The 25,270-nt window shown below is 63.2% G+C and carries 20 protein-coding genes; 15 read left to right on the top strand and 5 right to left on the bottom strand.

Annotated features, from left to right (window positions below):
* Positions 1-59 precede the first annotated feature (59 nt).
* From lexA to TZ03_RS12180, 4 genes are read left to right on the top strand one after another with little or no spacing between them, the layout of a single operon-like run.
* Complete coding sequence (lexA, locus tag TZ03_RS12165; RefSeq protein WP_051097850.1) at positions 60-677, top strand: transcriptional repressor LexA; 618 nt, start codon at positions 60-62, stop codon at positions 675-677.
* Positions 677-1,297: a translesion DNA synthesis-associated protein ImuA gene (gene imuA, locus TZ03_RS12170; RefSeq protein WP_051097851.1), complete on the top strand. Its 621-nt coding sequence runs from the start codon at positions 677-679 to the stop codon at positions 1,295-1,297. Before lexA ends, imuA begins: the two co-directional genes overlap by 1 nt.
* A 6-nt stretch (positions 1,298-1,303) precedes the next feature.
* Positions 1,304-2,722, top strand: a complete 1,419-nt coding sequence (locus TZ03_RS12175) for a Y-family DNA polymerase (protein WP_051097852.1) — start codon at positions 1,304-1,306, stop codon at positions 2,720-2,722.
* Positions 2,719-5,799, top strand: coding sequence for an error-prone DNA polymerase (locus TZ03_RS12180; RefSeq protein WP_051097853.1), 3,081 nt, complete (start codon positions 2,719-2,721; stop codon positions 5,797-5,799). Before TZ03_RS12175 ends, TZ03_RS12180 begins: the two co-directional genes overlap by 4 nt.
* A gap of 320 nt (positions 5,800-6,119) precedes the next feature.
* Here TZ03_RS12180 and TZ03_RS12185 read toward each other — a convergent pair whose 3' ends face one another.
* Positions 6,120-6,941 carry an aldo/keto reductase gene (locus TZ03_RS12185; RefSeq protein ID WP_051097854.1) on the bottom strand — a complete coding sequence of 274 codons (822 nt, stop codon included), beginning with the start codon at positions 6,939-6,941 and terminating at the stop codon, positions 6,120-6,122.
* A complete protein-coding gene (locus TZ03_RS12190; protein WP_051097855.1) occupies positions 6,929-7,834 on the bottom strand; it encodes a LysR family transcriptional regulator in 906 nt (301 codons plus the stop codon). Before TZ03_RS12190 ends, TZ03_RS12185 begins: the two co-directional genes overlap by 13 nt.
* Before the next feature lie 140 nt (positions 7,835-7,974).
* Between TZ03_RS12190 and TZ03_RS12195 the strand changes: the two genes are divergently transcribed.
* The 9 genes from TZ03_RS12195 to TZ03_RS12230 all read left to right on the top strand — a co-directional run bounded on the left by TZ03_RS12195 (position 7,975) and on the right by TZ03_RS12230 (position 16,558).
* Entirely contained in the window at positions 7,975-8,673 is a 699-nt protein-coding gene (locus TZ03_RS12195; protein WP_051097856.1) for a CoA transferase subunit A, read from the top strand.
* A gap of 35 nt (positions 8,674-8,708) precedes the next feature.
* On the top strand, positions 8,709-9,365 hold the full coding sequence (locus tag TZ03_RS12200) for a CoA transferase subunit B (protein WP_012272371.1): 657 nt from the start codon (positions 8,709-8,711) through the stop codon (positions 9,363-9,365).
* A gap of 154 nt (positions 9,366-9,519) precedes the next feature.
* A complete protein-coding gene (locus TZ03_RS12205; RefSeq protein WP_051097857.1) occupies positions 9,520-10,938 on the top strand; it encodes a short-chain fatty acid transporter in 1,419 nt (472 codons plus the stop codon).
* 281 nt (positions 10,939-11,219) lie between these two features.
* The gene (locus TZ03_RS12210; protein ID WP_051097858.1) at positions 11,220-11,762 is read left to right on the top strand and encodes a helix-turn-helix domain-containing protein; all 543 of its coding nucleotides are present in this window, start codon (positions 11,220-11,222) and stop codon (positions 11,760-11,762) included.
* Positions 11,763-12,020: 258 nt separating this feature from the next.
* A complete protein-coding gene (gene eppA / locus TZ03_RS31235) occupies positions 12,021-12,197 on the top strand; it encodes an EPS-associated small membrane protein EppA (RefSeq protein WP_177328458.1) in 177 nt (58 codons plus the stop codon).
* Between the two features lie 257 nt (positions 12,198-12,454).
* On the top strand, positions 12,455-13,012 hold the full coding sequence (locus tag TZ03_RS12215; protein ID WP_051097859.1) for a polysaccharide biosynthesis/export family protein: 558 nt from the start codon (positions 12,455-12,457) through the stop codon (positions 13,010-13,012).
* 24 nt (positions 13,013-13,036) lie between these two features.
* Entirely contained in the window at positions 13,037-14,152 is a 1,116-nt protein-coding gene (locus tag TZ03_RS12220; RefSeq protein WP_051097860.1) for a hypothetical protein, read from the top strand.
* Between the two features lie 19 nt (positions 14,153-14,171).
* Positions 14,172-15,740 carry a GumC family protein gene (locus TZ03_RS12225; RefSeq protein ID WP_051097861.1) on the top strand — a complete coding sequence of 523 codons (1,569 nt, stop codon included), beginning with the start codon at positions 14,172-14,174 and terminating at the stop codon, positions 15,738-15,740.
* An 11-nt stretch (positions 15,741-15,751) separates the two neighbouring features.
* The gene (locus tag TZ03_RS12230) at positions 15,752-16,558 is read left to right on the top strand and encodes a CpsD/CapB family tyrosine-protein kinase (protein WP_051097862.1); all 807 of its coding nucleotides are present in this window, start codon (positions 15,752-15,754) and stop codon (positions 16,556-16,558) included.
* Positions 16,559-16,848: 290 nt separating this feature from the next.
* Here the strand turns inward: TZ03_RS12230 and galE are convergent, their stop codons facing one another.
* The 3 genes from galE to TZ03_RS12245 all read right to left on the bottom strand — a co-directional run bounded on the left by galE (position 16,849) and on the right by TZ03_RS12245 (position 22,061).
* Positions 16,849-17,823, bottom strand: coding sequence for a UDP-glucose 4-epimerase GalE (gene galE / locus TZ03_RS12235; RefSeq protein ID WP_051097863.1), 975 nt, complete (start codon positions 17,821-17,823; stop codon positions 16,849-16,851).
* Between the two features lie 106 nt (positions 17,824-17,929).
* Positions 17,930-20,530, bottom strand: a complete 2,601-nt coding sequence (locus TZ03_RS12240) for a cellulase family glycosylhydrolase (protein WP_051097864.1) — start codon at positions 20,528-20,530, stop codon at positions 17,930-17,932.
* A 4-nt stretch (positions 20,531-20,534) separates the two neighbouring features.
* Positions 20,535-22,061 carry an O-antigen ligase family protein gene (locus tag TZ03_RS12245; RefSeq protein ID WP_051097865.1) on the bottom strand — a complete coding sequence of 509 codons (1,527 nt, stop codon included), beginning with the start codon at positions 22,059-22,061 and terminating at the stop codon, positions 20,535-20,537.
* Between the two features lie 95 nt (positions 22,062-22,156).
* On the opposite strand from TZ03_RS12245, the gene TZ03_RS12250 reads away from it, so the two are divergent.
* Together TZ03_RS12250 and TZ03_RS12260 are read left to right on the top strand one after the other, a co-directional pair.
* A complete protein-coding gene (locus tag TZ03_RS12250; RefSeq protein WP_051097866.1) occupies positions 22,157-23,533 on the top strand; it encodes an oligosaccharide flippase family protein in 1,377 nt (458 codons plus the stop codon).
* Between the two features lie 236 nt (positions 23,534-23,769).
* Positions 23,770-25,236 (top strand): FAD-dependent oxidoreductase, encoded by a 1,467-nt coding sequence (locus TZ03_RS12260; protein ID WP_051097867.1) that lies wholly within the window; start codon positions 23,770-23,772, stop codon positions 25,234-25,236.
* Positions 25,237-25,270 lie beyond the last annotated feature (34 nt).

Raw genomic sequence — 25,270 nt, forward strand, 5'->3', positions numbered from 1 at the left:
GATGATAGCGAAAGCTGACGACGAAGGGGGCTGTTCAGCGTGCTCCGAAAAGAGTACAAATGTGCTCCATGAACGATCTCACCCCCAAACGTCGCGCCATTTTCGATTTCATCCGTGAACGCATCGCCGACCACGGCCAGCCGCCGAGCCTGGCCGATATCGCCACGCGCTTCGGTTTCGCCTCGCGCAGCGTCGCACGCAAGCACATCACCGCCCTGTGCCAGGCCGGCTATATCGATGTCACGCCGAACCAGGCGCGGGGCATTCGCCTGGCCGAACCCCTGCGCCGCCCGGAAATCCTCGAAGTCCCCGTCCTCGGCCAAGTGGCGGCAGGTGCGCCGATCGGCCCGGACCTCGACATCCACGAGCAACTGCTGCTCGACCCCAGCCTGTTCCGCCGTACCCCCGACTACCTGCTGAAGGTGCGTGGCGACTCGATGATCGACGACGGTATCTTCGACGGTGACCTGGTCGGCATTCGCCAGCAGGGCGAAGCCCGCGATGGCCAGATCGTGGTCGCCCGGCTGGACGGCGAGGTGACCATCAAGCGCCTGCAGCGCCAGGGCGGCAGTTACCGGCTGTTGCCACGCAACCCGGCTTATGCACCCATCGATGTACAGCCCGAGCAGGAGTTTTTCATCGAAGGCGTGTTCTGCGGCTTGCTGAGGCGTGACTGATGGGCGCAGTGGTCGACCTCGACAGGTTGCTCGACCAGCGCCGCGTATGGCGCGGCCGGCAGGCCCAGGCGCGGCCGCTCGGGTTGCAGCCGACCGGCCATGCCGCCCTCGACGAACGCCTGCCGGAAGGCGGCTGGCCAGCGGCAGCGCTCAGCGAACTGTTGCTGGCCAGCCCCGGCTGTGGCGAATTGCAGTTGCTGTGGCCAACCCTGGCCCGCCTGAGCAGTGAAGCCAGCCGAGTCGTGCTGGTGGCCCCGCCCTTCATTCCTTACGCACCGGCCTGGCAGGCAGCGGGGGTGGACCTGCGCTGGCTGGTGCAGGTGGAGGCCGAAGCTGCCGATGCCCTGTGGGCCGCTGAACAGTGCCTGCGCTCGGGCAGTTGCGCGGCAGTGCTGTGCTGGCCCGAACGTGCCGATGACCGCAGCCTGCGGCGCTTGCAGGTGGCCGCCGAAACCGGCCAGGCGCTGGCGTTCGCTTGCCGGTCCCAACAGGCGGCGCACAACCCCTCACCAGCAGCGCTGCGCATTGCCGTCGACACCCGGCCAGCGCAATGGCGCGTGCTCAAAAGCCGCGGTGGCATGCCACCGGCGCTGCCCATTGCCTGCCCGGGGCGGGGCTGATGCACCATGCTCTGGGCCTGCATCCTGTTTCCCCAGCTGGCGCTGGACACTGTCCTGCGTGAGCGTGACGACCCCGATACGCCGCTGGTGCTGCTTGGCGGGCCTGGCCAACGGCGGCTACTGCAGGCGGTCAACCCGGCGGCAGCCGCGCTCGGCCTGCGGGCCGGGCAAACCCTGACGGCTGCGCGCGCTCTGGCCGATGGTTTCACCTGCGTCGAAGTCGACTCTAAGCGTATCGAACGCGTGCAGCACTTGCTGGCCGCCTGGGCGTACCGCTTCAGTGCCCAGGTCAGCCTGCACTATCCACGGGCGCTGTTGCTGGAGGTGGGCTCCAGCCTGCAATTGTTCGGCCCCTGGCCATTGTTCGAGGCGCGCCTGCGCCAGGAGCTGGCTGAGCTGGGTTTGCGCCAACGCATCGTCCTGGCCAGCAACCCGGTAGCGGCACGTATGCTCGCCAACGGCCATGACGGCCTGGCCGTGAGCGATGCCGACGCCACCCGGGCGGCGATGCTACGCATGCCCATCGAGCGTATCGGCTTGCCCATGGAGGCCGCCGAGGCTTTTGCCCGCATGGGCCTGCGCCAGCTGGGCCAGGTGTTGGCCTTGCCGCGTGACACCCTGGCCAGGCGCTTTGCGCCTCAGGTGCAACTGCACCTTGACCAGTTGCTCGGCCTGCGCAACCTGGGGTTGGACTTCTACCAGCCACCGGACCGTTTCGAAACCCGGCTGGAGCTGAATTTCGATGTCGAGTCGCACCAGGCCCTGCTGTTCCCGCTGCGGCGCATGCTCAACGACCTGGCCGCCTTCCTGGCCGGGCGTGACTGTGGCGTGCAGCGTTTCTGCCTGCACCTGGAGCATGCCGAAGGGCCGGACACCTTGCTGAAGGTGGGCCTGCTGGCGGCCGAACGCGACGCCGCGATGCTGTTCGAACTGGCCCGTGGGCGCCTGGAGCCGCTGCGCATTCCCGCGCCGGTGCGCAACCTGCGGCTGGTCGCCGAGGATTTGCCGCCCTTCGTCCCGCAGCACCAACCGTTGTTCGCTCCCCGTGCACAACAGGCACAACCTTGGGAGCAATTGCGCGAACGGTTGCGCGCGCGCCTGGGGGATGAGGCGGTCAAGGGCCTGAGCGCCGCGGCCGATCACCGCCCCGAGTGTGCCTGGCAGGCGGTCGAGCAGGGTACCCAGGGCAGCATGCCGGTTACCCCCGGCAGCCGCCCCGGCTGGTTGCTTGCGGCGCCCATGGCGCTGGATGAGGCCGGTTACCGCGTGCAGGGGCAGGCCGAGCGCATCGAGTCGGGTTGGTGGGATGGCGGCGACGTGCGCCGTGACTACTACCGCATCGAAACCCGTGACGGCCTGCGCGGCTGGGCCTACCGCGACCTGAGCCAGGCCGGCCCGTTGTGGCTGCAGGGTTGGTTCGCATGAACGCCCCGGGTTATGCCGAGCTGCATTGCCTGTCCAACTTCAGCTTCCAGCGCGGTGCGTCGAGCGCCGACGAGCTGTTCCGGCGTGCCCATGAGCAGGGCTACCAGGCCCTGGCGATCACTGATGAATGTACCCTGGCCGGGATCGTTCGGGCCTGGCAGGCCGCCAGGCAGCACCAACTGCGCTTGATCGTGGGCAGTGAGGTGCAACTGCAGGACGGCCCCAAGCTGGTGCTGCTGGTAGAGAACCTGGTTGGTTACCAGAACCTGTGTGCGCTGATCACCCGCGCTCGGCGGCGGGCGCAAAAGGGGCAGTACCAGCTGTTTCGCGACGATCTGCAGCAGCATTCTGAAGGCCTGCTGGCGCTTTGGGTGGCCGATGACAGCGGTGATGGCGCCCCGGGCCAGTGGCTGCGAAGTGTCTTCGGTGAGCGCTTGTGGTTGGCCGTGCACCTGCACCGGGGGAACGACGATGCCCTGCGCCTGGAGCGCTTGCGCGACTTGGCGGCCAGGCTGGGTATCCGCGCCGTGGCCTGTGGCGACGTGCACATGCATGTACGTGGCCGCCGTGCGTTGCAAGATTGCATGACCGCTATCCGCCAGAACTGCCAGGTGGCGCAGGCCGGGCGCTTTCTGTTTGCCAATGGCGAGCGGCATCTGCGCAGCCAGGCGCAACTGGGCGAACTCTACCCCGCCGAACTGCTGGCCGAGACCTTGGCCATCGCCGAGCGCTGCCGCTTCGAACTGAGCGAGCTGAAATACCAATACCCACGCGAACTGGTGCCCCAGGGCCATACCCCGGCGAGCTGGCTGCGTGAACTGTGCGAACGCGGCTTGCCGTTGCGCTGGCCGGATGGGCCAAGTGACAAGGTGCGTGCAGTGCTGGCAAAGGAACTGGCGCTGATCGAGGAGCTGGGCTACGAAAGCTACTTCCTGACCGTGCATGACATCGTCACCTTCGCCCGCAGCCAGCGCATTCTTTGCCAGGGCCGGGGTTCGGCGGCCAACTCGGTGGTGTGTTTCGTGCTGGGCATCACCGAACTCGACCCCATGGAGCACCGTTTGTTGTTCGAGCGCTTCTTGTCACGAGAGCGCAACGAGCCGCCTGATATCGACGTGGACTTCGAGCACGACCGGCGCGAAGAAGTGATCCAGTATGTGTTCGCTCGCTATGGCCGACACCGGGCAGCGCTCACCGCGGTGGTGAACACCTACCATGCCGCCGGCGCGGTGCGGGATGTAGCACGGGTGCTGGGGTTGCCGGCGGACCAGGTGGATGCCCTGGCCAAATGCTGTGGCCGCTGGAGCGATCGCATTCCCGATGAGCAGCGCCTGGCCGAGGCCGGTTTCGAGGCGAGCAGCCCTTCGTTGCGGCGGGTGCTGGTGCTGGCCGGTGAGCTGGTTGGCTTCCCCCGGCACCTGTCCCAGCACCCAGGCGGTTTTGTCATTTCTCAGCAGCCCTTGGACGAGTTGGTGCCGGTGGAGAATGCCGCGATGGCGGAGCGTACGGTCATACAGTGGGACAAGGACGACCTGGACATGGTCGGCCTGCTCAAGGTCGATGTATTGGCGCTGGGCATGCTCAGCGCCTTGCGCCGTTGCTTCGACCTGCTGCAATACCACCGCGGCCAGCACCTGACCCTGGCGACCATCCCCAGTGAAGACGCGGCCACCTACGCGATGATCAGCCGCGCCGAGACCATGGGCGTATTCCAGATCGAATCGCGTGCGCAAATGGCCATGTTGCCCCGGTTGCAACCCAGGACGTTCTACGACCTGGTCATCGAGGTGGCCATCGTCCGCCCCGGGCCGATCCAGGGGGACATGGTGCATCCTTACCTGCGCCGGCGCCTGAAGCAGGAACCGGTGACTTATCCCTCGGCGCAATTGAAGGAAGTCTTCAAGCGCACCCTGGGCGTGCCATTGTTCCAGGAGCAGGTAATGGAGCTGGCGATGGTCGCGGCCGACTACTCCCCGGGTGAGGCCGACCAGTTGCGCCGCAGCATGGCCGCCTGGAAGCGCCATGGCGGCCTGGAGCCACACCGCGAGCGGCTGGTGCATGGCATGTTGCGCAATGGTTATGAGCTGTCGTTCGCCGAACGTATCTTCGAACAGATCAAAGGCTTCGGCAGCTATGGCTTCCCCGAGTCCCACGCGGCCAGCTTTGCCTTGCTGTGTTATGCCAGCAGCTGGCTGAAGTGCCATGAGCCGGCGATTTTCACCTGCGCGCTGGTCAACAGCTGGCCCATGGGGTTTTACAGCCCCGACCAGTTGCTGCAAGAGGCCCGGCGCCAGGGGATCGAGGTGCGGCCGGTGGATGTTTGCCACAGTGACTGGGATTGCACCTTGGAGCCTGAAGCTGAAGGGGCCCTGGCTATTCGCATGGGCTTGCGTCTGCTGCGCGGTTTTGCCGAGGCCGATGCCAAGCGCCTGGAGCAGGCGAGGGCGCAGCGGCCATGGCGCGATGTCGAAGACCTGTGCCTGCGCGCCGGGCTCGACGCGCGCGCCCGTGCCCGCCTGGCCGATGGCGGCGCATTACGCGCCTTGGCGCGAGACCGTCACCAGGCGCGCTGGCAGGTGGCGGCGGTGCAGCCGCAACTGCCGTTGTTCGCTGACGTGCAAGCCTTGCCGGAAAGCGCTGTGGAACTGCCTGTACCCACCGTGGGGGAGGACCTGGTGGCCGATTACCAGACCCTGGGTACCACGTTGGGGCCGCACCCGTTGACCTTGTTGCGCTCACGCTTGAGGGCTCTGGGGTGTCGCAGTTCCGGCGAACTGCAAGGTGTCGGGCATGGCGACAACATTGCCGTGGCCGGGTTGGTGGTGGGGCGCCAGCGGCCACAGACCTCCAGCGGGGTGACCTTCGTCACCCTGGAGGATGAACACGGGATGGTCAACGTGGTGGTGTGGCGTGACTTGGCCGAACGGCAGCGGCGAGCGCTGGTGGGGTCGCAGTTGCTCAAGGTCAGTGGGCGGCTGGAGCAGAAAGATGGCGTGCGACACCTGATTGCGCGGCGGCTGGAGGATGTGAGCCCGCTGTTGCAGGGGCTGGATGTGCGCAGCCGGGATTTCCACTGAGCCCTGGGGCTTACTCTAAACTCTGATATTTGCGCCGTCGCTGTGGGAGCTGGCATGCCCTAATAAGGCACATTGGGGCTGCTGTGCAGCCCATCGCCGGCAAGCCAGCTCCCACAGGTACCGTGCAGAATTCAGGAGTTGCGCGATCCCTGGAGCAACCGTCTTCCTCAAAATCTAAACAGCTTGCGCGGTATAGCGTGCGCCCGAAACCTGCACAGTACCTGTGGGAGCTGGCTTGCCGGCGATGGGCCGCACAGCGGCCCCATGCAGCCCTTTCGCGACGCAAGGCCGCTCCCACAAAATCGATTTCGTGTCAGTGGCTAGACCATCGCCAAACGCTGCTTGCGTGTCGGCGCCGGGAACGCTCGGTCGATTGCCCGCAAATCTTCGCTGCTCAAGGTCAGCGCACCTGCCGCCGCATTCAGCCGTACGTGCTCGGGCGCCACGGCCTTGGGGATGGCTATCACGCCGTCATTGCGAGTCACCCAGGCCAGGCTGACCTGCGCCGGCGTGGCGCCATGGCGCTCGGCGATTTGCGCCAGCACCGGGTGTTGCAACAAGCGCCCGGCCTGGGCCAGCGGGCAGTAGGCCATGGTCGGCAGCGCGCGTTTTTCGCACCAGGGCAACAGGTCGAACTCGATGCCACGTTGGGCAGGGTTGTACAGCACCTGGTTGGTGGCGCAAGCGGGGTTATGCAGTTCGCGCAGGTCGTCGACGTCGAAGTTGGACACCCCCCAGCGCTTGATCTTGCCTTGCTCGCGCAAGCGCTCGAACGCTTCGACGGTTTCTTCCAGCGGGTACTGCCCAGGCCAGTGCAACAGGTACAGGTCGATGCAGTCGGTGCCCAGGCGGGCGAGGCTGCGTTCGCAGGCCGCCGCCATGCCGCGCCGGCTGGCATTGTGCGGGTAGACCTTGCTGACCAGGAACACCTGGTCGCGGCGCCCGGCAATGGCCTGGCCAACGACTTCCTCCGCGCCGCCTTCGGCATACATCTCGGCGGTGTCGATCAAGCTCATGCCCAGCTCGATGCCTTGTTGCAGGGCTGCCACTTCGGCGGCCTTGTGGCCTGGGTCTTCACCCATGTACCAGGTGCCCTGGCCGATGGCCGGAACGCTCGAACCTGCCAGTTTCACGTAACGCATGTCACCTCCGGGATCCGGGTATTGGAAAGCACGACCTCGAGCAGCGCTTGCGCTGCAGTGGAAAGCTTGTGTTCGCTGAGGGCAATCACGCCGATGCGCCGCTCGACCGTGGGCTCGACCAGGGGCACGCAGCGGGCGCCCAGCTCTTGCATCTGGTTGATGCACAGCGCCGGCACGGCACTGACCCCCAAGCCACTGGCGACCATGCGGCCGATGGTTGCCAACTGGTGGCTCTCGAAGGCCACCGCCAGCTTGCCGTGCTGCGCGGCCACATTCTGCTCCATCAGCAGGCGTACTGCCGAAGGGCGTTGCAGGGCTACGAAATCTTCGGCCAGCAGTTGCGCCCAACTCACCTGGGGCAACAGCGCCAAGGGCGAATCGGCGGGTACCACCGCCACGAAGCGGTCGGTGTACAACGGGTGGAAGTCCAGGCCATCGATGTTGTCCGGTTCGAAACCGATGCCCAGTTCGACGCGGCGATGACGCACCAGTTCCTGCACCTGCTCGTTGATCACGTCATGCACGGTAACGTTGACCTTCGGGTAGCGCTGGCGAAACACCTTCAGAGAACGGGGCAGCAGGTTACCGGCGAAGGCCGGCATGGCCGCCACCGAAACCCGGCCCAACTGCAGGGTGAAGCGCTGGCGCAGCATTTCTTCGGTGTCGTCCCAGTCGGCCAGCAGGCGTCGCGCCAGGGGCAGCAGTACCTCGCCTTCGGCGGTCAGGCTGACGCTGCGCGTGGTGCGGCTGAGCAGGGCACCGCCGAGGTTTTCTTCCAGGGCCTTGATGGTCAGGCTCAGGGCCGGTTGCGAGATATGCAGGTGCTCACCGGCCTGGGCGAAGCTCTGGTACTTGGCCACGGCGACAAAGGCGCGTAGTTGCTTGACGTTCATGACTGGCCCGTTGGTTATTTTGCAAAAGTTATCAATCGATGATGAAAACAAAATTAACAAATCAGTCGCTTGCGGTGAAGATGTCTCCACACGCTCACCGACAGCCTCGTCGGTTCAACAACTACAAAAGGCGGATCAGCATGGCCGGACTGGACAAGCGCGTTGCAACCTATGAACAGGCCCTCGACGGCCTGACCGACAACATGACGGTACTGGCTGGTGGTTTCGGCCTGTGCGGCATCCCGGAAAACCTCATCAGCGAAATCAAACGGCGTGGCGTCAAGGGCCTGACCGTGGTCTCCAACAACTGCGGCGTCGACGGCTTCGGCCTGGGCGTGCTGCTGGAAGACCGCCAGATTCGCAAGATGGTCGCCTCCTACGTGGGCGAGAACGCCGAGTTCGAACGCCAGCTGCTCAGCGGCGAGCTGGAAGTGGAACTGACCCCGCAGGGCACCCTTGCCGAGAAGATGCGCGCCGGCGGTGCCGGTATCCCAGCCTTCTATACCGCTACCGGCTACGGCACCCCGGTTGCCGAAGGCAAGGAAGTGCGCGAATTCAACGGCCGCAAGTACATCCTTGAAGAATCCATCACTGGTGACTTCGCCATCGTCAAAGGTTGGAAGGCCGACCACTACGGCAACGTGGTGTACCGCAACACCGCGCAAAACTTCAACCCGCTGGCGGCCACCGCCGGCAAGATCACCGTGGTCGAAGTGGAAGAAATCGTCGAACCCGGCGTGCTGCTGCCCAGCGAAATCCATACCCCAGGCATCTACGTGGACCGCGTCATCGTCGGCACCTTTGAAAAGCGTATCGAAAAGCGCACCGTCAAGGCCTGAGCGCCATTCACCAGAACAACAAAGAGATCCTGACCATGGCACTGACCCGCGAACAGATGGCGCAACGCGTCGCCCGTGAACTGAAGGACGGCTACTACGTCAACCTGGGCATCGGCATTCCGACCCTGGTGGCCAACTACGTACCCGCCGACATGGATGTGATGCTGCAATCGGAAAACGGCCTGCTCGGCATGGGCGAGTTCCCTACCGAAAGCACCATCGATGCCGACATGATCAACGCCGGCAAGCAAACCGTCACCGCCCGCCGCGGCGCTTCGATCTTCGATTCGGCGCAATCGTTCGCCATGATCCGTGGCGGCCACGTCGACCTGACCGTGCTGGGCGCTTTCGAAGTGGACGTACAAGGCAACATCGCCTCGTGGATGATCCCCGGCAAGCTGGTCAAGGGCATGGGCGGTGCCATGGACCTGGTGGCCGGCGCCGATAACATCATCGTCACCATGACCCACGCCTCCAAGGACGGCGAATCCAAGCTGCTGCCGCAGTGCAGCCTGCCGCTGACCGGTGCGGGTTGCATCCGCAAGGTGCTGACCGACCTGGCCTACCTGGAAATCGAAGACGGCGCCTTCATCCTTCGCGAGACTGCACCGGGGGTGAGCGTCGAGGAAATCATCGAGAAAACCGCCGGCAAGCTGATCGTGCCGGACGATGTCAAGGAAATGACCTTCTAAAGCTTTACGCGATCCCACCCTGTGGGAGCGGGCATGCCCGCGAATGCGGCGGTGAATCTACCGACGCATTCGCGGGCGCGCCCGCTCCCACAGGGTTTTTGCGTTATCTGGCAGTACTGTTTCATCTCATAAAACCAATAAAAGGAATTCAACTGTGGCCGCTGAGATCCAAGACAGCCGCTCCGCCCGCTTTGCCTTGCGCTGCTCCAACTGGGCCGAACGCTGGTTCCCCGATTCCTGGGTGTTCGCCGCCCTGGCGGTGATGCTGGTGGGCATCGGTGCCCTGGCCATGGGCGCCAAACCGACCGACACCGCCAAGGCGTTCGGCGATGGCTTCTGGAGCCTGATCCCGTTCACCATGCAAATGGCCTTCGTGGTCATCGGCGGCTACGTGGTGGCCAGCTCGCCGCCTGCCGCACGGCTGATCGATCGCCTGGCGCGCATCCCTGGCAATGGCCGTTCGGCAGTGTGCTGGGTGGCGCTGATCTCGATGCTGGCGTCGCTGCTCAACTGGGGCTTGTCGTTGGTGTTCGGTGGCCTGCTGGTGCGCGCACTGGCCCGGCGCACCGAGCTGAAGATGGACTACCGTGCCGCGGGTGCCGCCGCCTACCTGGGCCTGGGCGCGGTGTGGGCACTGGGCTTGTCATCGTCGGCTGCGCAGCTGCAGGCCAACCCGGCCAGCCTGCCACCGTCGATCCTGTCGATCACCGGGGTGATTCCGTTCACCGAAACCATTTTCCTTTGGCAGTCCGGCGTGATGCTGGCGGCGCTGGTGGTGGTTTCGCTGGTGATCGCCTATGCCACGGCCCCGGGCCCGAACAGCGCGCGCAGCGCCGAAGACTGCGGCGTCGACCCCAGCTTCAGCGCGCCGCCGGCACCCAAGCGCACCCGCCCGGGTGAATGGCTGGAGCACAGCCCGCTGCTGATCCTGTTGCTGGTGGCGCTGGCCGGCGGCTGGTTGTACCAGGAGTTCGCCACCAAACCCGCGATTACCGCTATCTCCGGGCTCAACACCTACAACCTGTTGTTCATCATGCTTGGTGCCTTGCTGCACTGGCGCCCGCGCAGTTTCCTCGACGCGGTGGCGCGCGCGGTGCCCACTACCACCGGCGTGCTGATCCAGTTCCCGCTGTATGGCTCGATCGCCGCCATCCTCACCCAGGTCAAGGGCGTGGACGAACAGACCCTGGCGCATCACATTTCGCTGTTTTTCACCCAGATCGCCACCCATGACACCTATGCCGTGCTGATGGGCGTGTATTCGGCGGTGCTGGGCTTCTTCATCCCCTCGGGCGGCGGCAAGTGGATCATCGAGGCACCTTACGTAATGCTGGTGGCCAATGACCTGCAGTACCACCTGGGCTGGGCGGTGCAGATCTACAACGCCGCCGAAGCCTTGCCGAACCTGATCAACCCGTTCTACATGCTGCCACTGCTGGGGGTGCTAGGGCTCAAGGCGCGCGACCTGATCGGCTTTTCGTTCGTGCAGCTGCTGGTGCATGTGCCGCTGGTGCTGGTGCTGCTATGGGCGCTGGGCACGACGCTGCAGTACCTGCCGCCGGTGATGCCGTAAAGAAGGGGCCGCCTTGCGGCCCATCGCCGGCAAGCCGGCTCCCACACCGACCGCATAAGCCTCAAGCCCTGTGCAGCACCTGTGGGAGCCGGCTTGCCGGCGATGAGGCCAGTCCAGGCAATACAAGACAGTTGCTCTCACAGGTACTGCGCAGGGCTTGAGGCTTATGCGGTCGGTGTGGGAGCTGGCTTGCCGGCGATGGGGCGCAAGGCGGCCCCAGCATTTGTTCGGCAGTCCACGTATCATTGCCAGGCTGCCTCCGCCTGGGAAACCCGCGTCACATGTCTATCCGATTGAAACTGCTGCGAAAGAAACTGGGGATGACCCTGGAAATGCTGGCCGAGAAGACCGGCATGACCAAAAGCTACCTGTCCAAGGTCGAACGCGGCCTGAACACACCCTCGATTGCCGCTGCGCTGAAGCTGGCGCGGGCGCTGAACGTGAATGTCGAAGAACTGTTCGCCGAAGAGCAGGCCGGCCCAGGCCGCTACAGCCTGGTACGCCATGGCGAACGCCAGGCGCTGGTGGGCGATGGGGAAGGGCCGGGGTACGCGGCCCTCACCAGCCAGGTCGGCCAGCGCAGCCTGCTGCCGTTCTTGATCCAGCCACCGTCCGAATTCAGCGACCCCACGTTCAAGGAACACCAGGGCGAGGAGTTCCTGTTCGTGCATGCAGGCCAGGTAGAGGTGGACTTCATGAACGAGCGAGTGCTGCTGGAACAAGGCGATGCCCTGCATTTCAACGCCCAGACCCCGCACCGGCTACGTTCGGTGGGGCCGCTGCCGGCTCAACTGCTGGTCGTGGTACACCACGCAGACGAGTGAATGACGGGGGCGCGCTGTGGCCCCCACATTTTTCTCCCTTTCTTACCGATGAAACGCTGCATCCACCGGCCACCCCCTCCCGCGCACAATTTGCATGTCGATATTTTGACGAATACCTTCAATGCCCATTGAATTTTATTATGGTGTCGAATCATTGACGTAGTGTCATTGTGCCCATAAGCTCAATTCAACAGCGACACAATTCCCGCCACAGCGTGCCAATAAATAATTGATTTTCCTCTTTAAAGGAGGGGGCGTATGCGCACGACTCTGATCATCAAGTCGATATTCTTGTTGGTGCTGTTAAGTGGCGCGGCTCGCGCGGCAGATTCCTATATCAATCAGACCAGTATCATTCCTGTTTCAACCGCCGTGTGGCTCTTCGCATTTGCTGTAGTTGGTTTTGTGGCAGTGGCCAACAGAAGAAAGATCTAGCATCGATTGCCCATGCCTGGGGTATGCGCATGCGCCCTCGGCCCAGGGCTCGGCTTGTGAATTTCCCAACCGTTGCTATATTGCCAGTAGCCCTTGAGGCCCACGGTTGCAGGGCATTGCAGCCCTGATGTACAGCGTAAGGGCCTCCCGGACGGTCGAGGCCATCGCGGTGGAAGTATGCCGCGAAGCGGAGCGAGAGTTGGTGTGTTGTTCTCATTCAGTGCTCTTTGTCGGGCCATTTGGCCGGAGGGACCCTCATGGTGCGTTCAATGTTTGCCGCGTTCTGCATGCTGGTGGCGTGGTCCGGTGCCAGCAACGCCGACCAGAACAATGCTGCTTACCTGCTCAGCCCCGGCGATGTGGTGATGGTTTCGGTGTGGCAGGAAGACAGCCTGCGTCAAGAAGCCACCGTACTTCCCGATGGCAGTATCACCTTCCCCTTGGTCGGACGTATCCAGGTTGCCGGGCTGGATGTGACGGCCGTTGAAAAGCAAGTCGCTGGCAAACTCGAAAAATTCCTCCCCGACCCGAACGTCAGCGTTGTGGTCAAGAGCATCGCCGGCAACCTCGTCTATGTTCAAGGCAAAGTGATCAAGCCCGGGCCGGTACAAATGGCGGGTCCGACGGCAGTGCTTCAGGCGTTGAGCATGTCGGGCGGCCTGGACAAATTTGCTGACGAAAGCGAAATAAAGGTGGTCCGCGGCACCGGTGCTTCCCAAAAAATCCTGCCCGTGCGATATAAGGACCTGGTGTCTGGACGCGATATGTCCACCAACATCCAACTTCAGGCTGGCGATACGCTGGTCGTTCCTTGATCTTGCCTTTAATAAGAACACTTAATGCCTCTTCTTAGAACAACTAGCATTGCAACGGCAATCTTGGTATTGCCGTTTACGGACACGGTCCTGGCGGCAAATTGGCAATCTACGGTGGTGGTACCGACATCGGTCGAATACGACAGCAACCCCTTGCTGCTGTCGTCGGGAGAGAAGGGCGTAACACGCACGATTATCGCGCCCGACTACACCCTGATCGGTACCTTCGACCGTGACGAATTGAGGTTGGGGCTGGGCATGCATGTATTGCGCTCGTCCGACACGGCGGTGGTCGATGACCGTGAGGACCCGGATGTCAGCCTGGGCTGGCAGCGCCAGACCGAGCGGGGGCGTTTCGGCCTGGTGGCGCGCTACAACGAAAGTTCGACGCTGTCGGGGACGGTACTGGATACCGGCGTGGTCACCACCGATGGCACGCAAAAGCTGTACACGCTGACCGGTAACTGGAGCCAGGCAATTACCGAACGCAGCACCTTGAGCAACGAAACCACGTACAACCGTGCCCGTTATGACATCGATACCCTGACGGGATACGACGAGCTGGCGAACGTTTTCACCTGGACTTACGCCTGGAGCGAGCGGGCTGATGTGTATACCCGCTTTGGCGCCCGGCGTTATGACCCCGAGCAGGACGTTACCGCGACAGCCTCCAACAGCTACAGCCCGGCGGTCGGGGTCAAGTACCAGCTCTCCGAGCGCTTCAGTGCCGATGCGCATGTGGGGGTCAACAAAGTTTCCGGTGACGAAGGCGGCCAGCGCGGAGAGGGTGGGGTTTCGCTGCTGTACACCGGTGTGCGTGCCGATGCCAGTTTCACGGCCGAACGCAGCACGGTGGCCAGCGCCGAAGGCGGCTTCGCCGAACTCGACCAAGTACGCGGGGTGTGGAGTTACGCGCTCAGCGAGCTGACCCGGGTGGGCGCCGACGCCGCCTGGCAGGACAGCAAAGGGCAGACCCCCAACACGCTGCAGACATACAGCGTTTGGGCAAACCGCCAGTTTTCGCCGTACTGGGACCTGCGCCTGTCGCTGATGTACAAGGAACGGCAGCAGGATCACGAAGCCGATGCAACCGCTACGATCGTTGGTTTGACGTTGACGTACAGGTACCCCGACATCTGAACTTCAGGCAGGTGGCCCCATGAAGTCTGACTACGAGCTCTCCCTCAGAGATTACATCGCCATTATCAAGGATCGAGCCCTGCTATTGGGGGTGAGTATCGTAGTCATTCTTGCCGCGACTGTGGCGGTTGCCGTGATGGTGCCGCCGATCTACCAGTCGACCGGCACCATTCTGGTGGAGTCGCAGCAGATTTCGCCCGAACTGGTGTCGACCAACAGCTCCAGTTTTGCCGATGAGCGTATCGAAGTCATTCGCCAGCGGGTGATGACCCGCGAGAACCTGCGGCGCATCATCGGCCAGTACAACCTGTTCGCCGACAAGGGCAAGCGCTTGAGTGAGATCGACAAGATCGACCTGATGCGCAGTGCCATCGCGGTGCAGAGCCTCACCACGTTCGTGCGGGGGCGCGGTGAAGCGACGGTGGCATTCAACGTGTCCTTCGAACACAAGCAGCCGGAAGTGGCCAAGGAAGTCGCCGACGAGCTGGTGACGTTGTTCCTCAACGAAAACCTCAAGCAGCGCACTGAACGGGCCAACGAAACCACCGAGTTCCTGACCCAGGAGGCGAACAAGCTGGGGGCGGAGCTGGCCAGCCTGGAAAACCAGCTGGCGGACTTCAAGCAGACCCACGCCAATGCCTTGCCCGAGCACCAGACCCTGCGCATGAACATGCTGTCGCGGTCGGAGCTTGAGTTCCGCGAGGTCGATCGTGACTACAAGGCCGCCCAGGAAGAGCTGCGCTACCTGGAGCTGGAACTGTCCGCGGCCAATGCAGGCCTGGCCACCAAGGGCACCGAAGGTACCAGGGCGACCAATGTCGATCAGCTCCAGGACTTGCCAAGCCTGAAGGCCGAGTACATCCGCTTGCTGAGTCGCTACAAGGAAGCCCACCCGGATGTGGTGGCAGTCAAGCGCAAGATCCAGGCGCTCGAAGCCAATGGTGAGCGCAGCATGGTAGCGTCCACGGTCAGCCTCGACGTTGCCCGCGTTCGCGCCAAGATGAGCGCTGCACAGGAACGTATCAGATCGCTGGCCGAGCAGAAACGCGAGCTGACCAGGAAGATGGAAGGCTACGAGGCCGAGATCCTCGAGGCGCCGCAAGTCGAGCGTGGCCTGGTGACCTTGATGCGCGACCACGACAACGCGCGCAAGAAGTACGAGGAAATCCGTGCCAAGGAAATGGGCGCGAAAATTACCGAAAGCCTGGAGCAGGAAAACAAGGCCGAGCGCTTCGTACTGCTGGAGCCACCGCTGATGCCCGAGAAGCCGATCAAACCCAACCGCAAGAAAATCGCGGCGCTGGGCCTGGTGCTGGCGCCAGCGGGTGGTGGCGCGTTGGTGATGCTGCTGGAAATGCTCAACCAGCGTGTGCGCGGTGTTGGCGCCCTGGAAAACCTGCTGGGCAAACGGGTGCTGGTGGCCTTGCCCTACATCGATACCCGGGCCGACGTGGCCAGGCGCAAGCGCTGGCGTAACTGGCTGATTCTGGCGGCACTGGCGCTGGCGGCTATCATGGTAGTGCTGGTGCACGTGTTCTACATGCCACTGGATGTGCTGTTGTTCAAACTCATATCTCGGTTTGCATAGGGAAAGCAGTGATGGACAGGATCAAGCCGGCTGTTGGCAATAATCTTCATCAGGTTACCCCGGGTACCCCGCAGGCGTTGTCACCCGCCCCCGGCACGGCGCTGGCGGAAGTGCCGGGCCAGTTCGACTACGTGAACACCAAGGTGGTACCGCTGCGCGCGGCCCACCTGGAGCGCAACCGTATCGTCGCCTACAACAAGAACTCCAACATGAACGGGCCGATCGACCTGCTGCGTACGCAGGTCCTCAGGATCATGGACGAGAACGGCTGGCGCACCCTGGCTATCACCTCGCCCACACCTGAAGCGGGCAAGACGGTGCTGGCGATCAATCTGGCCATGAGTATCGCCCACCACACCACCAAGACAGCGTTGCTGGTGGATTTCGACCTGCGTCGGCCCAAGGTCGGCAGCAGCCTGGGCCTGCCCATGGAGCAGGCGCTGAACGAGTTCCTGACGGACAAGGCCGAGCTGCAGGACTGCCTGGTAAACCCGACCCTGCCGCGTTTCGTGGTGCTGCCGACGCGGGTACCGGTGCCGCTGTCCACCGAAATGCTGTCGTCGCCCAAAGTGAACAACCTGATCGGCGAATTGCGCAACCGCTACGAGTCGCGCATCTGCATTTTCGATTTGCCGCCGTTGCTCAGCTCCGATGACGCGATCACCGTGATACCGAAGTTCGACTGTGTGTTGCTGGTGGTGGCCAACGGGATGAACAACAAGAAGGAAATCGAAGATTGCCTGCATCACCTGGCGACGGTGAACCTGGTCGGGACGGTGCTGAACAAGGCTGACGAGCAGCCCCGAACCTATTATTGAGGTTCAAGATTTTGGGGCTGCTTTGCAGCCCATCGCCGGCAAGCCAGCTCCCACAGGTACCGTGCAGAATTCAGGAATTGCGCGATCCCTGTGGGAACCTGGTCGGGACGGTGCTGAACAAGGCCGACGAGCAGCCGCGAACCTATTATTGAGGTTTAAGATTTTGGGGCTGCTTTGCAGCCCATCGCCGGCAAGCCAGCTCCCACAGGTACTGCACATGGCTTGAGGCCTGTGTGGTCGGTGTGGGAGCTGGCTTGCCGGCGATGGGCCGCAAAGCGGCCCCCAAGATCTCAGCCCTGGCGAGTCACCCAGGGATACTGCAACTCCCACTGCCACGCATGCCGCACGATCTGCTCCAGCGAAGCGAATTCCGGCCGCCAGCCCAGCACCTGCAGCGCCTTGCTCGCATCCGCCACCAACCGGGGCGGGTCACCGGCGCGACGGGGTGCATCGAGGGTATCGATCTGCCGCCCGGTGACCATGCGGGCCGTATCGATCACCTGCTGCACCGAAAAGCCCAGGCCATTGCCCAGGTTGAACGCCGCCCGCTCACCGCCCGCCAGCAGATACTCCACCGCCAGCGCATGGGCCACCGCCAGGTCAGACACATGCACGTAGTCGCGTATGCAGGTGCCATCCGGCGTGTCGTAGTCGCGGCCGAACACCGTCACCGCCTCGCGCCGGCCTGATGCGGCCTGCAGGATCAGCGGGATCAGGTGGGTTTCCGGCTCATGGCGCTCGCCCAGTTGCCCCTCCGGGTCGGCACCCGCGGCATTGAAGTAGCGCAGGCACACCGACTTCAAGCCATAGGCCCGGTCGAAGTCCTCGAGAATCTGCTCGACCATCCACTTGCTCAGGCCATAAGGGTTGATTGGCCCTTTTGCATGCGCTTCGTCGATAGGCACATACTGTGGGTTGCCGTAAACGGCCGCGCTGGAAGAAAACACCAGGTGCTTGATCCCGGCATTCACCATGGCCTGCAGCAGCGCCAGGGTTGCCGCGACATTGTTCTGGTAGTACTTGCCGGGCGCGCTGACCGATTCACCCACTTGAATGAACGAGGCGAAGTGGAATACCGCATCGAAGCGGCAAACACCGAACAGCACGTCCAGGGCGGGTTCGTCGGCGATATCGAGCTTGGCCCACTGGATGCCGGGGCCGGGTGAAACCAGGTCTGCCACTACCACCTCATGGCCAGCGCCGAGCAGGTGCTTGACCATGTGCGAGCCAATGTAGCCAGCGCCACCGACAACCAGGAACCTCATCCGCACCTCCTGTGATCCGCTGTTTTACAGACGCAGTGAACCGTCCCTGAAACGTACAGGCGGGATGATCTGCTACAGGTGATCTCAGCGTAGATGGCCATATGCCCTATTTCAAGAACAGCCAGTTGGACATGTACTTGCCGTCGAACGTGATCAGGTAATGCCCGTCCTTGTACGCCGCCGGCAGTGCCTTGAGTTGTGCCTGCGCATCACGGGCGAACAGTTTCAGGCCGGCGGGCGCCTTGATGCTCAGGCTCCCTGCAAGGGGCTCGACGTTGAAGGGTGTCTTGTAATCGGCCTTGGGCTCGGCGCGGGTGCCCAGCGACAGCAGCAGCTCGCGCGACTGCCCCAAGGGTTTGCCGTCCAGGCTTTGCACCACGACGCTGGCGTAGGGCGTTTGCGTGTGTACCTCGATGGCCCCCAGGCTGATCGAGCGGCCCCCCAGCCAGCCGGTGGCGGCCTGGGTCAGCGGCGTGTCGATGGTGTAGATACCTTGTTGCCAGTTGCGCCTGAGCTCACCGGTATCGGTCACCGACTCCGTGGCATCGACAGCCAGCAACGATTGCTCGGGGTCGTGCAGCACTTGCGCGCCAGCGGGGATGGCGGCGGGTTTCAGCCAGGGCAATTCCGGCGTTTGCGGCAGGGCGATCTGCAACTGGCCCTTTTCCATGGCTGTGCGCAACAGCGGCGAATTGCGCGGGGTGACCTGCTGGTTGTACAGGGTAGCGGGCGTCGGTGCGAACACGTAGCGGGTACTGGCCAACTGCACATCCGCACGGCGATAGAGCAGGGCGGCAGCGGGCAGGGTGGCGAGCAGCGCCGGGTCGTTGTACGCATGCCAGTTGTCCGCCGTGCGCCAGCCAGGGTTGAAGGCCTGCTGGCTGTAGGCATACTGCAGCATGGCATCCCAGCCCTGATGGGCGGCGGTGCCGGCCACATACAGCGGCAGCGAGTGGCGGTCGGGCAGCGGGAACGGCTCGGCGTTCCACTCGGTGACGGTCAGCGGCTTGCCCACCACCTGGGCGGCGGCGATCCAGTCGATCATGCCGTCGCTGGTCAGCGGGTTCTTCTCCAGCTGGCCACCGGCACCATAGCTGTGGGCATCGATCACATCGCCCGCAGTCAATGCCGGCAGCGCGCTCAGGCCATTGCCGCCCCAGGTGCTGGTGGTGGCGATCGGCACTTTCACGCCCAGGCTGTGCAGATGGGCGATCATGTCGGCGTTGAAGCGCTGCTCCAGGTCGTTGAGGAACAGTTTCGACGGGCCATGCTCCCAGGCGCGCCAGGTACGGTCGGCAGACAGCTCATGCTGCCTGGCGAAGGCCTTGGCCGCTGCCATGTACAGCTGGTTGTGGCGGGGTACGCCCTTGTCCGGCAGCAGGGCGTTACCGTAATGCTGGGTGAGGTCGTTCTCGTTGGTGATCAGCACCGCCGCGATGGCCGGGTCGTCCTTGTAGGCCAGGCCGGTGTACTCGTTCACATGGGTCAGGTACTGCTCGGCAAAGCGTTTCATCGCCTGTTGAATGCTGCTGTTCACATAGGCGTAACCCTTCAGGTCGACGCGGTTCTCGCCCTTGGCCAGTTCCTTGAAATCGTCAATCTTGTCGTTGGCGGTGAGTGCGCGCTGCACATGCATGTCCAGCCAGATATAGATGCCTTCGTCCTTTAGCGCCTTGATCCACAGGTCGAGCTTGCGCAGCGACTCGGCATCGAGCTGCTGGGTATCGCGCACCAGGGTACCGTCGCCAAACACGTTCGGGCTGACCCAGGGCGAGTCGTGGTGGTGCAGGCGCACCAGGTTGAAGCCCAAAGCCGACAGGCGTTTGGCCTGTTGGCGGATCTCATCGTCGGGGCTTTTGAACAGCGAATAGGCAGACAGGTTGGTGCCCCAGAAGCGTACCGGGGTGTTGTCCTCGAACATCAGCTGCTCGCCGACCGCCTTGACGAAACCACGCTTGCCGGCGGGCTTTTCTGGCGCATTGAGGAACGACAGGTCCACCGGCGAGGTGCGCCAGTCGAGCTGGTCATCGGGCCAGCTGGCGGGGTCCTCCAGGCCGAAGCGTTCGCTAGCGGTGGGCCCCAGCTCGATGTCGCCGGTGATGTTCAGTAGCGCCTTGATCTGCTGGCGACCGGCGCTGATCGGGTCCTGGTAGAAGAACGCGCGTAACTCGGACGGGTTGCCCCGCTCGAAGTACACCTTGGCCAGCGGCGGGTCGAAGCGCATCTCGATGCGCCGGCCCTGGTCCGCCTTGCCCCACCACCAGCCGCGGTTGTCGGGCAGCAGCTGCGGGGCGCCCATTTCCCCGGCCATTTGCGCCGGGTCGAACTGGAACACCATGCCGCCGCCCATCACCCCGGCCTTGCGGCTGTGGGCGTCGAGGTCAAAGGCCCAGCTCAGGGTCTGCGGCTGTTCCTTGCGGATATCCGCCGCCAGGTCGAAGTCCAGTTCCTTGTTCTTGCCCTGTAGCGTGTAGTGGTAGGGGCCGTTGACCTTGAAGGCCGTGTAGAAGCCGGTCCAGCTCCAGTCGGCCGCCCAGAAGTCGAACTTGGCTTTCATCATTGGCCCGCCGCCGCGCGTCACCATGGGCAGGCCATTCTGTTCGTCGACGCTGACCTGCCAGTCCGATGACCAGCCGGCCAGTGGCCACAAGGCTAGGCAGGCAAGGGCCGATACCCGCACGAAGCGGCGCAGGGGGAGCACATTCATAGCATTACCTGGGTTGAAGGGCGGTGTCGGCCAGTGCGGTGGCCTGGCTGTTATGAAGCCGGCGGACCATCTGGATATAGGCCACGCCGAGCCCGGCGACAGACCAGTACACCACCGGGATGACGGTGATGCTGCTGACCGTGAAGATGATTACCAGAATGCCGATGAGCGTCGCCAGCAACACCCGGCCGAGCTGGCGTCGCTCGTCGTCCTTGTCGGCAAAGTTGCGCATGGCCTTGTGTATGCCCAGCAGCACGACGGCGAAAAACGCCACGAACAGGCCCAGGCCGACCAGCCCGACCCGCAGTGCCAGGTTGATATAGGTATTGACAATGTCGATGATGCCGTCGCCTTGGATCATCGCTTGCATTTCCGGGGTATTGCGGAAGTCGAACGAGCCGAACAACGGGTTGCGCTGGATGACGATCCACGAATTGTCCATCAGCCGCTCGCGATAGGTGATGTTCTCGTTTTCGATGTTGCCAATGAACGGCAGCAAGTTCAGCACCTTGTCGCCACCGGGCACGATGGCCAGCAAGGGCAGTGCCAGTACGCCGGCCGCGGCAAGCAGCGTCAGGCGCTTGACCGCACCTTTGCCCAGGGCGATGAACACCACCACGATGACCACGGCGCCGATCCACGGGCCCCGGGACAGGGGCGCGAATAGCCCGGCGGCCAGTAGCAGCGCGCCCATCGCACGCTGCAGGGGGCGGCGTACATAACCCTGGACGAACAGGAACAGGCCGATCGCCACGCTCATCACATAGCCCAGGGCAATGGCCTGCCCGGTGGTGACGCTGGCACGCAGCGAACCGCCCCGGCTCAGGTAGCTGGACATGCTCCACGGTACGCCCATGGCGTCGACCAGGGCGCTGTACAGCAGCCAGTGGCGCACATATTCGGCCACGGCTATCAGCGCCAGGACGAAGGAGGCGAGCACGAAGGCCAGCAGTGTGTCCTTGAAGTCGCTGACCTGGCGCAGGCCGCGACTGGCGACGTAATACGGCAGGAAGACGTCGATATACAGGTACAGGGTCTGGCGCAGGGTGTCGGTCAGGGTGGTTTCGCGCAGGTACAGCACGCTCATCAGCAGCAGGCCGGCGGCCAGCAACTTGTCGGGCCAGCTGCGACCAAAGCGCAGCGTGTCGCCTTGCCGACGCAGGGCCAGTGCCGCCGGCAGCAGCACGCACAAGGTCAGCAGGCGGATGTGGTTGAGATCGACCAGGTAATTGACCACGCCAAAACCAGGTACCTGCACCGACGCTGGCGGGATCAGGAACAGCAGCATGTAGAACAGCGCCATGGGGTTGTGCTCGCGGCGCCCGGCGATGTACAGGATCACGGCACCTGCGCACAGGTACAGCCAGAAACTGTGCGAGACAAAGGCCAGCAGGGTGAGCAGGAACCACAAGTTGCGCCGGCGCTTGAAGTCGCGCAGCGGGATCAGGTCAGTGGCAGGTCGCCGCGCCAGCAGGAACACCACGCTTGCCAAAAACAGAATGACGATCAACGCACGGAAATGTTCAGGCATTGGCTATGTACACCTTTCCCTCGGTGGGCAACGGCTAGCATCATGGCTAATTGAAACTATAGTGACTTTTAGCCAATCAGTCAGAGATTGAAGTCATGCCGTCGATTGATGTGTCAGCCACCACCAGCCTGCGCAAGCGGGCCATGACAGCCGGGTCGTGGAACCTGGTATCGCAGGTGGCGTCACAGGTGATGCGCCTTGGCGGCAACCTGATCATGGCCCGCTTGCTGCTGCCGGAAATGTTCGGGGTGATGCTCATTGCCACCACCGTGTCGGTACTCCTGCATCTGCTGTCTGATGTCGGCCTACGCCAGAACATCATCCAGAGCCATCGCGGCGACGATCCGCAGTTTCTCAATACCGCATGGACCGTGCAGATCATCCGCGGCTTCGTGCTGTTTGCCCTGACCCTGCTGCTGGCCCTGGGCGCCTGGCTTGCCCAGGTGGCCGAACTGTGGCCGGCTGACTCCACCTATGCCGCGCCGGTGTTGCCGCTGGTGCTGGCGGTGACCGGGCTGTCGGCGCTGATCTGGGGCTTCCAGTCCACCAAGATAGATGTCGCCGTACGAACTTTCCAACAGAAGCGCGTGGTGCTGGTCGACCTGGGCTCACAGGTGGCTGGCCTGGTGGTGATGCTGGTGCTGGGCTACCTGACCCACTCGATCTGGGCGCTGGTGGTTGCCGGCTTGGTATCGGCGGTGGTCTGGACTGTGTTGGGCCATACCGCCCTCGAGGGGCATGACAACCGGCTGCAGTGGGACCGTAGTGCGTTGACCGAACTGATTGTGTTTGGCCGCTGGATCCTGTTGTCGTCGATGGTCGGCGTGCTGGCCATGTACGGTGACCGCATGTGGTTCGGTGCCAGCATGACGGCGGCGCAACTGGGGGTGTATTCGATTGCCGTGCTGATCCTGGGCGCCGTGCAGACTGCGCTGATGAAAGTGGTCGGGTCGGTGGCGCTGCCGGCCTTCAGCGAAGCGGCCCGGGCCGATGACAGGGAGCGCCTGAAGGCGCTGTATCACCGCTTCCGTCTGCTGGTCGACCTGCTGGTGCTGTTCATATGTGGCGGCTTCCTGACCGCCAGCCCGTTGCTGATCGGCTGGCTGTACGACGAACGCTACAGTGAAGCTGGCCCTATGCTAGCAATTCTCTCGCTGTCGTTTCTCACATTGCGCTATACCTTGGCACATCAGGTGTGGATTGCCTTGGGCCTGACCAAATATCAGGCCATGGACAACATCATCCGCCTGGTCTCGCTATGGGGGCTACTGCCGCTGTTGCTGGCGTTTGGCGGTGTGGAGTGGGCGATCTGGGGGGTTGCCTTGCATGCCGTGCCAACCCTGGTGCTGATTGTGTACGTGAATTGCAAACTGGACATCTTCAGCCTCAAGCGGGAGCTGGTGGTGCTGCCGATGCTACCGGTCGGTGCGCTTTGCGGGGTATTGCTGACAAGCTTTTTCAACTGGTTGTAATGCGCTTGGCTGGGTGAAACATTCATGGGTACAGGGCTCGGGATCATGGGGAAATTCACTTTTTGCACTGCGCAGCTGGGCCGTAGAGGCTTTCTCCAGAGCTGTGTGTTGCTGGGCGCAGGTGGCGTGGTGTTCGCCGCTACGGCGCCCCTTGCGAGCAAACCGGCGGAAAAGTCCGGATTCGTGGTGATCAATGGCTGGGTATTGCCATCCCGTTACTTCCGGAACGAGCACGCATGATCAAGGACTACCAGCAGCAGAAGTCGCTGCGCGACAGCTATGATTTCTGCATCATTGGTGCCGGCCCGGCAGGTATCACCCTGGGCCTGCGCCTGGCCGCCGCTGGCTGGAATGTCTTGCTCGCCGAGGGCGGGGGCCGTGAGTATTCACCGCGTTCGCAAGGCTTGTACGCCTGCACATCCACCGGCCTTGAGCTGTATGCCGAGGAAACACGCCTGCGTTACCTGGGCGGCACCTCCAACCACTGGGCAGGCCGCTGCCGGCCATTCACCCCCTCTGATTTTGCCATTGCGCCCCCCGGCGACTTGCCTGGCTGGCCTATTCCCTATTCTGAGATCGAGGCTTACCTGCCGGCGGCCATGGACATCGTCGACCTGCAGCCCGGGTCGAATTTTCGTGCGTTGAACACCGGCCTCAATGGCGGTGACTTCGAAGCAGACTGTTTTCTGCTCAGCCCTCCAACGCGTTTTGCGCAAAAATACGCCACGGCACTTGAGCAGACCAAAGGCCTGGATGTGTTCATCAACTGCAATTGCGTGGACCTGGAGTTCGACAAGGTTTCCGGCCACCTGGCCGCGGTGACCCTGTCCGACTACAAACGCAATCGCCAGCGCCTGGTGGCCAGGCACTTCATCCTCGCCACGGGGGCCATCGAGAATGCCCGGCAGTTGCTCAACAGTGAATCGCTGCGGGCAGCGGGGGTGGTGAGCAAGGACGGGCTGGTCGGCGGGTGTTTCATGGAACACCTGAATATCGACCTGGGTACCTTCATCCTCAAATCCGGGCAGCCCCCCGAGCCACGCCAGTACTACACCAGCGATGCCTTCGTTGCCGAGTACAAGGCGGGCAAAGGCAATGTCACGGCCGTCTTGCTGGCGGATGTGCAGACCTACGGGCGCACCGCCGAGGTCAAGCACTTTCTCGAAAACCTGGCGTGTGACATGGGCATCGCCAGCAAGGTCGCGTTCGTGGCCAAGTTCAGTTGCCCCGGTGACGGCGTCATCGGCACGATGATCGAACAGTTCCCCAACCTGCACAGCCGTATTTCGCTGCTGGACGAGAAGGACGAACTGGGCGTGGCCAAGGTCAACGTCAACTGGGCGCTGAGCGCCGACGACCGGCACACCATCAAGTGCATTGGCAGCGAACTGGCCAAGCAGTTCGCCGACATGGGCCTGGGCTACGTCAAACTCAACGACTTCGTCTATGACACCTCGATACCGTTGAAGATGGCGCCGCATGCCCACCACATGGGCACCACGCGCATGGCCGCCTCGCCACAGTTCGGTGTTGTCGATGCCAATTGCAAGGTGTTCGGTACCGAAAACCTCTATGTCGCCGGCAGCAGTATCTTCGCCAAGGGCGGCGCCTCCAATCCGACCATGCCGTTGTTGCAGTTTGCCGTGCGGCTGGCGGACCACCTCAATGCCAAGATGGGAGCGGCCAGCGGCGCTGTTGCGTGATTCAGGTTGTACACGGGTTGAGTGCGCTGCGGTC

Origin of the sequence: Pseudomonas sp. 10-1B (assembly GCF_000935045.1) — a bacterium.
GTDB lineage: Bacteria > Pseudomonadota > Gammaproteobacteria > Pseudomonadales > Pseudomonadaceae > Aquipseudomonas.

Excerpts from the sequence above, each read along its gene's own strand:
- lexA (WP_051097850.1), top strand. The coding sequence starts at position 60 with ATGTGCTCCATGAACGATCTCACCCCCAAACGTCGCGCCATTTTCGAT.
- imuA (WP_051097851.1), top strand. The coding sequence starts at position 677 with ATGGGCGCAGTGGTCGACCTCGACAGGTTGCTCGACCAGCGCCGCGTA.
- TZ03_RS12175 (WP_051097852.1), top strand. The coding sequence starts at position 1,304 with ATGCTCTGGGCCTGCATCCTGTTTCCCCAGCTGGCGCTGGACACTGTC.
- TZ03_RS12180 (WP_051097853.1), top strand. The coding sequence starts at position 2,719 with ATGAACGCCCCGGGTTATGCCGAGCTGCATTGCCTGTCCAACTTCAGC.
- TZ03_RS12185 (WP_051097854.1), bottom strand. The coding sequence starts at position 6,941 with ATGCGTTACGTGAAACTGGCAGGTTCGAGCGTTCCGGCCATCGGCCAG.
- TZ03_RS12190 (WP_051097855.1), bottom strand. The coding sequence starts at position 7,834 with ATGAACGTCAAGCAACTACGCGCCTTTGTCGCCGTGGCCAAGTACCAG.
- TZ03_RS12195 (WP_051097856.1), top strand. The coding sequence starts at position 7,975 with ATGGCCGGACTGGACAAGCGCGTTGCAACCTATGAACAGGCCCTCGAC.
- TZ03_RS12200 (WP_012272371.1), top strand. The coding sequence starts at position 8,709 with ATGGCACTGACCCGCGAACAGATGGCGCAACGCGTCGCCCGTGAACTG.
- TZ03_RS12210 (WP_051097858.1), top strand. The coding sequence starts at position 11,220 with ATGTCTATCCGATTGAAACTGCTGCGAAAGAAACTGGGGATGACCCTG.
- eppA (WP_177328458.1), top strand. The coding sequence starts at position 12,021 with ATGCGCACGACTCTGATCATCAAGTCGATATTCTTGTTGGTGCTGTTA.
- TZ03_RS12215 (WP_051097859.1), top strand. The coding sequence starts at position 12,455 with ATGGTGCGTTCAATGTTTGCCGCGTTCTGCATGCTGGTGGCGTGGTCC.
- TZ03_RS12220 (WP_051097860.1), top strand. The coding sequence starts at position 13,037 with ATGCCTCTTCTTAGAACAACTAGCATTGCAACGGCAATCTTGGTATTG.
- TZ03_RS12225 (WP_051097861.1), top strand. The coding sequence starts at position 14,172 with ATGAAGTCTGACTACGAGCTCTCCCTCAGAGATTACATCGCCATTATC.
- TZ03_RS12230 (WP_051097862.1), top strand. The coding sequence starts at position 15,752 with ATGGACAGGATCAAGCCGGCTGTTGGCAATAATCTTCATCAGGTTACC.
- galE (WP_051097863.1), bottom strand. The coding sequence starts at position 17,823 with ATGAGGTTCCTGGTTGTCGGTGGCGCTGGCTACATTGGCTCGCACATG.
- TZ03_RS12240 (WP_051097864.1), bottom strand. The coding sequence starts at position 20,530 with ATGAATGTGCTCCCCCTGCGCCGCTTCGTGCGGGTATCGGCCCTTGCC.
- TZ03_RS12245 (WP_051097865.1), bottom strand. The coding sequence starts at position 22,061 with ATGCCTGAACATTTCCGTGCGTTGATCGTCATTCTGTTTTTGGCAAGC.
- TZ03_RS12250 (WP_051097866.1), top strand. The coding sequence starts at position 22,157 with ATGCCGTCGATTGATGTGTCAGCCACCACCAGCCTGCGCAAGCGGGCC.
- TZ03_RS12260 (WP_051097867.1), top strand. The coding sequence starts at position 23,770 with ATGATCAAGGACTACCAGCAGCAGAAGTCGCTGCGCGACAGCTATGAT.